At 67.0% G+C, this 1,981-nt stretch carries 1 protein-coding gene; it reads left to right on the top strand.

Features of this window, described 5'->3' with window-relative positions; all coding sequences use genetic code 11:
• Nucleotides 1–573: 573 nt before the first annotated feature.
• On the top strand, nucleotides 574–1,981 hold a 1,408-nt coding region (locus A33M_RS25270), incomplete at its 3' end, for a methyl-accepting chemotaxis protein (protein ID WP_040621802.1).

Genomic DNA, 1,981 nt, shown 5'->3' with positions numbered 1-1,981 from the left:
ACATCACCGAGGTCGACCGCGGCGCCACCGAGACCGGCTCCGCCTCCTCGCAGGTGCTGTCCTCCGCACAGGCGCTGTCGGGCGAGAGCAATCGTCTGAAGCTCGAGGTCGGCCGCTTCCTGCAGACGATCAGGGCCGCCTGACTCTCTCCAGACCGGGACCGACGCCCGCCGGCGCCGTCAACCCAGTCCTCCTGCCCGGGCGCAGAAACGCCCGGGCTTTTTTTTTGTTCGCATGATACCGGCCGCGACCATGTTCGACATCGTCCGGACGAGCACTCCGCAAAACCCCGCAGAACGAGATCATCGGTTCTCGCCGTCGGTACAATTCCGAGATACGCAAACAAACCTATACCATTATGCGGTCGCTCGATGGTCCCCAAAAGAATGTTTTAATCGATTCAATTCACATCTTTGAATGCCGATCGGCGATACCGGGCTCGTCCACGGTTTCGTCGCAAGCACCCGAATTGCCGGAGCGCGGCGCCTTCCGATGCGCTCCCATCCACTGGCCCCACCGCGGCGGCAGGTTTCCGCGCGTGCGCTTCGATCGACGTCCTGCCGGAGAACATCCATGTCGTTCCTGACGAGCATCCGTATCCTGCCGAAAATCCTCGCGGTGGTCGTTCTGCTGGCGGCGATCGCCGGCTTCGGCGCCTGGTTCGCGGGCAGCAAGATGTCCGAGATCGAGAAGGCCTATTCGAGCTTCATCGCCGGCGACGCGCGCTCGCGGGTCGAGACGGCTCAGATCAACCGCGCCCTCTTCCAGTACGAGATGTCGCTCTACCGGATCATCGCCGAGACCAGCGACGAGGAGATGCAGAAGGCGGCGCCGAAGATCGAGGCCGCGATCGCCGTGGCGTTCGAGAAGACTGCCGCGGCCAAGGGGCGGCAGCCGGAATTCCGCGCCCGCTTCGAGGAGGTCGAGCGGAACCTGGCGGCCATCCGCGACGCCGGCAAGCCGATCGTCAAGCTGGCGCTCGCCAACCAGAACGACGAGGCGACCAACCTGCTGCGCACGACGGTCGATCCGGTGGTCATGAAGACGACCGAGGTGGTGACGACGCTCGGCAGCACGATCGACGATCAGCTCGCCACCGGCTCCCAAAAGCTCACGGCGGCGAGCGGCTCGGCGATCACCGCCACCTACACCATCATCGGCTGCGGCGTGGCGCTGGCGCTGGTCATCGGCTTCGTGATCGCCCAGTTCGGCATCGCCAAGCCGATCATGATGCTGACCAGCGGCATGCGGCAGCTCGCCGACGGCAATTTCGACGTCGTGCTGGCCGGCCTCGGCCGCAAGGACGAGGTGGGCGAGATCGCCGGCGCGGTCGAGGCGTTCAAGGCGAAGGCGGTGGAGAAAGCCGCGGCCGAGGCGCGTGCGCAGACCGAAGCGCAGCGCATCGCCGCCGACGCCCGCAAGCGCGAGATGCACAAGCTCGCCAGCGATTTCGAGACGGCGGTCGGCGAGATCGTCGAGACGGTGTCGTCCGCCGCGACCGAGCTCGAAGCCTCCGCCGGCACCCTCACCCGCACCGCCGAGGTGACGCAGCGGCTCTCCAACACCGTCGCGGCCGCCTCCGAGCTCGCCTCCACCAACGTCCAGAGCGTCGCCTCCGCCACCAACGAGATGACCTCCTCGGTGCAGGAGATCAGCCGCCAGGTGCAGGAGTCGAGCCGCATCGCCGGCGAGGCCGTCAGGCAGGCGGAGAAGACCGACGGCCGCATCACCGAGCTGTCGCAGGCCGCCGCCCGCATCGGCGACGTCGTGCAGCTGATCACGGCGATCGCCGAGCAGACCAACTTGTTGGCCCTGAATGCGACGATCGAGGCGGCCCGTGCCGGAGAAGCCGGCAAGGGATTCGCGGTGGTCGCCCAGGAGGTGAAGGCCTTGGCCGCGCAGACCGGCAAGGCGACCGGAGAGATCTCCGCCCAGATCGCCGGCATGCAGACGGCGACCCAGGAGTCGGTCGGCGCGATCA

It is taken from the genome of Rhodovulum sp. PH10, from assembly GCF_000293785.1.
Classification (GTDB): Bacteria; Pseudomonadota; Alphaproteobacteria; order Rhizobiales; family Xanthobacteraceae; genus Rhodoplanes.
Note: the sequence above shows the minus strand (reverse complement) of the source record. Positions and strands in the feature narration are given on the sequence as shown.